The 294-nt window shown below is 73.5% G+C and carries 1 protein-coding gene; it reads left to right on the plus strand.

What is annotated here, in order from left to right:
• On the plus strand, positions 1 to 286 hold a 286-nt coding region (locus AAEZ00_RS20935), incomplete at its 5' end, for a hypothetical protein (RefSeq protein ID WP_351089799.1).
• Between the last annotated feature and the right edge of the window lie 8 nt (positions 287 to 294).

Raw genomic sequence — 294 nt, forward strand, 5'->3', positions numbered from 1 at the left:
TCGCAATACTGCAAATTGTCTAATAGCGCTGCATCATTTAAAGAAGGGGTCGGCGTCGGGTGCTGCCCTCGCCCCGGCGGGGGGGGGGGGGGGGCGGGGGGGGGCGGGGGGGGGGGGGGGGGGGGGGGGGTGGGGCGGGGGGGCGGGGGGGGGGGGGGGGGGGGGGGGGGGGGGCGGCGGGCGGGGGGGGGGGGGGCGGGGGGGGGGGGGTTGGGGGGGGGTGGGGGGTGGGGGGGTGGGGGTGTTGTTGGTTGGTTTTTTTGTGTATGATTTTAGTGAAAAATAGAGCATATA

It is taken from the genome of Shewanella sp. S1-49-MNA-CIBAN-0167 (genome assembly GCF_040310145.1).
Classification (GTDB): Bacteria; Pseudomonadota; Gammaproteobacteria; order Enterobacterales; family Shewanellaceae; genus Shewanella; species Shewanella psychromarinicola.